This is a genomic window from Cytophagia bacterium CHB2 (assembly GCA_030263535.1).
In the GTDB taxonomy this organism is placed as follows: domain Bacteria; phylum Zhuqueibacterota; class Zhuqueibacteria; order Zhuqueibacterales; family Zhuqueibacteraceae; genus Coneutiohabitans.
Genome location: SZPB01000539.1, coordinates 1 through 3,174, shown reverse-complemented (window position 1 = coordinate 3,174; position 3,174 = coordinate 1). Strand labels below are relative to the sequence as shown.

Sequence of the window (3,174 nt, the reverse complement as noted above, 5' to 3'; positions counted from 1 at the left end):
CGAGCAGCCACAATCACCTGGCGCAGGAATATTATTCGCTGAAAGCCCGGCTGCTCAAATTGCCCAAAACCCGCGGCTGCGATCTGGTGGCACCGGTGACAAGCAAGCGTGAAACCGTTCCGTTCGCCGAAGGCCAACGCCTGATTCTTGCGGCTTTCGAAGATTTCTCTCCGGAAATTGCCGGTTTTGCGCGCGAGATGTTTGATAAAAAGTGGATCGATGCCGAAGTGCGCGCCCACAAGCGCGGCGGCGCCTATTGCCACGGCGTGATTCCGCAGCATCATCCTTACATTTTGATGAATTATAACGATGATATTGACAACGTTTATACTCTTGCGCACGAGCTGGGCCACGCGGTGCATGATTTTCTCGCGCGGCGCAAGCAATCGTTGTTCAATTATCATCCGCCGCTGGTGGCCGCTGAAACCGCCTCGGTTTTTGCTGAAATGCTTCTGACGAAGAAACTGCTGCGTGAAGTCAACGAGCGCGAGCTGAAAATCGCCATTCTCACCGGCAAGCTTGAAGATCTGTTTGCCACGATTCACACGCAGAATTACTACACGCTGTTCGAGCTTGACGCTCATCGCGCCGGAGCAGAACAGCGGCTTTCTTCCCAGCAGCTTTGCGCAATGTGGGACAAACGCCGCAGCGAAATGTATGGCGATGCTGTCGAGTTTCTGCCTGAACAAAAATGGTATTGGTCGGCCATTCCGCATTTCATTCACACGCGTTTTTATTGCTATGCCTACACCTTCGGCGCGCTGTTGGTGCTGGCGCTGTTCCGGCGCTACGAAGAAGAGGGCAAAAGCTTCATCCCGCGTTATATTCATCTGCTCGAAGCCGGCGGCTCGCAAGAACCGGAGAAGCTGATTGCCGGGATGGGATTGGATTGTCGCCAGCAAAGTTTTTGGGAGGGAGGCTTCACGGTGATGCGTGAGATGTTGGAGGAATTGAAAACGTTGATATAATTTTCTGGAGCCCGGCTTCACACTTTCCAAAGTGTAAGGTGTAAAGTTCATACTTCATTCACACTGTCTCGCATGAAATTCCTCTTTTCTGAAACGCCGCCCGATTACAAGCACTATATTTTCCCCTACGCCATCTGGGCTTTCCCGGAGGCGGGTGAAACGACGAAAGATTTTTTTGAGCGCGGCTTCCTTCCCTCCTCGAAGAATCTCGATCGTTTTTATCTGTGCCGCAGTGTGCGCATTTTGTTGGCGGATTTCAGTCCGTCCTCGGAAAATCGCCGCATTCTGCGTAAATGTGAGGGACTCGAATATGAACTGGTGCCGCGCGCTGATTTTGATTTCAACCCGGCGTGGCGGGATTTCTGCCTGACGTATGCCGGCATCAAATTCGGTGCGGAGGTGATGACTCCGACGCGCCTCGATAATCTCATGAACTCCAGAATCACTTCGCATCTCATGATCTTTCGCGATCCGGCGGAGGGCCGCGATGTCGGCCTGGTGACGCTGTTTCTCGAACCGCCGCATGTGGCGCAATATTATTACGCCTTTTATGATCTCAATTATTATCGCCGCAATCTCGGCATATTCATGATGACTTCCGCGGTGAGTTATTTTGCGGAACAAAATTTTCACGGCATTTATTTGGGAAGCTGCTACTCACAAAACGCTTTGTACAAAACGCAATTCGCCGGCGCGGAGTTTTTTAACGGCGCGTGCTGGTCGCACAATCTTGACGAGTTGAAATATCTCATCGCGCGCAACAGCCAGCCGGCGTCGCAGCATTTATTTGAAGTTGAGGAGTACATCCATCAATTTTACGAAGGGGATTTGGGGAAAATTGTTGAGCGGTCGCTCTTTCAGATTTGAAGGATAGCCGCTGGTTTGTATCATTCCCGCCTTTCTTGCGACAAAAACTTCGTTTTTGCCGTCAAGTATTTGTGCTTCTCAAAAAATCTTTGAAATCCGTGTGGATCAGTGTAAATCCGTGGCGAAAAGCCATACGCCGATTTTCTGACAAGCTGAAAATCGAAGCTCCTCGAGCAGCTTTGTGGATTTCGCGCACAAAAATTGAACTCCCACCAAAAAGCAAAAGCCTTTTCGTTGGGGGGTTCATTTCCCTGGGCGAAACACTTTCAGAATTTTATTCTAAATTCGTGGCAGCGATGATGATTTTGTTTTTCACCTCCCCCAGATTCCTGGCCACCTCCGTGAGGGCGCTGACCGGAACCGAAACAAGAATGACTTCCGCTTCCTGCGTTGCCGCCGTCACGGTATTTGCACTGAGGTTTTGATTTGCAGCGACCAGCGCCAGCACCTCGCGGCCGCCGGGATTGCGCACACCCAAGATGACGCCGTGGCCCAGCCTGAAGCGAGCGCGCCGCCAACTTTACCGGCGCCGATGATCGCGATTTTCATGATAGCTTCCTCATAAAGAAAACGGCTTGCAATAACGCCTCGCAGCTCACTCTGTCAAGTCTGATGGTGACTATTGGGGTGATTTCAAGCGGCAAAATGATTGAAGCCGGCCCCAGTTTGAATTTCTGAACTCACAAACCGCGACAACGAAGACACGCCTAAACTCCCAACGCTTCAATCACCAATTTTGCCGCCGCCGTTCCCGAGTACTGTTGCTGGCAGGTGATCAAGCGCCCGTCACGAATCGCAAACGGCTTGAACCGGCCGGTCACTATGAAATTTGTATTCGGCAATTTTTTCGCTTCGTCTTCAATCCAAAACGGTTGAATGCGTTTGCCGACGAAGGCATCGGCAAATTGTTCTTCAGCGTTCGCGAAGCCCGTCCAGGTTTTGCCGTCAACGAGTAATTTGCCGCCGGAAAGTTTGACTTTCAACAACACGCATGTGCCGTGACAAACGACCGCCACAACCTTGCCCGCTTCATAAAAGTCGGCAACGAATTTGTGCAGCCTGGTATCATCGCTGAACGTGTACATCGGCGATTGCCCGCCGGCGAGAAAGAGCGCATCATCGTCCGCAGATATTCACCTCTGCGATGCTGCGCGTGTTCTCCAGGAGTGCCGCAAGTTTGGGTGTACTCAAAAACCCCATGCGAATCAAATCGTTTGTGGAATACCCGCTGGCATCACGCGGATCGCTGAAGGAATCGATTTGCAGTTTGCCGCCTTTGCGGCTGACAATATCGACCAGGTAACCTTTCTCGGTGAATTCATAATACGGATGCGTCATC

5 protein-coding genes are annotated in these 3,174 nt (G+C 51.5%); 2 read left to right on the top strand and 3 right to left on the bottom strand.

Annotation, left to right across the window (positions count from 1 at the left end):
* Together FBQ85_28630 and FBQ85_28625 are read left to right on the top strand one after the other, a co-directional pair.
* Window positions 1-968 (top strand): oligoendopeptidase F (locus tag FBQ85_28630; protein MDL1879099.1); only part of this gene is annotated, 968 nt, incomplete at its 5' end.
* A gap of 72 nt (window positions 969-1,040) precedes the next feature.
* Entirely contained in the window at window positions 1,041-1,835 is a 795-nt protein-coding gene (locus FBQ85_28625; protein MDL1879098.1) for a hypothetical protein, read from the top strand.
* 274 nt (window positions 1,836-2,109) lie between these two features.
* On the opposite strand, the gene FBQ85_28620 is transcribed toward FBQ85_28625, so the two are convergent.
* The 3 genes from FBQ85_28620 to FBQ85_28610 form a co-directional block, all read right to left on the bottom strand.
* Window positions 2,110-2,331 (bottom strand): hypothetical protein, encoded by a 222-nt coding sequence (locus FBQ85_28620; GenBank protein ID MDL1879097.1) that lies wholly within the window; start codon window positions 2,329-2,331, stop codon window positions 2,110-2,112.
* A complete protein-coding gene (locus FBQ85_28615) occupies window positions 2,235-2,384 on the bottom strand; it encodes a hypothetical protein (protein MDL1879096.1) in 150 nt (49 codons plus the stop codon). Before FBQ85_28615 ends, FBQ85_28620 begins: the two co-directional genes overlap by 97 nt.
* Window positions 2,385-2,542: 158 nt before the next feature.
* Entirely contained in the window at window positions 2,543-2,968 is a 426-nt protein-coding gene (locus tag FBQ85_28610) for a type 1 glutamine amidotransferase domain-containing protein (protein MDL1879095.1), read from the bottom strand.
* Window positions 2,969-3,174: the final 206 nt, after the last annotated feature.

What these genes read in the sequence shown, in the direction of transcription:
- FBQ85_28625 (MDL1879098.1), top strand. Translation starts at nt 1,041, where the DNA reads ATGAAATTCCTCTTTTCTGAAACGCCGCCCGATTACAAGCACTATATT.
- FBQ85_28615 (MDL1879096.1), bottom strand. Translation starts at nt 2,384, where the DNA reads ATGAAAATCGCGATCATCGGCGCCGGTAAAGTTGGCGGCGCGCTCGCT.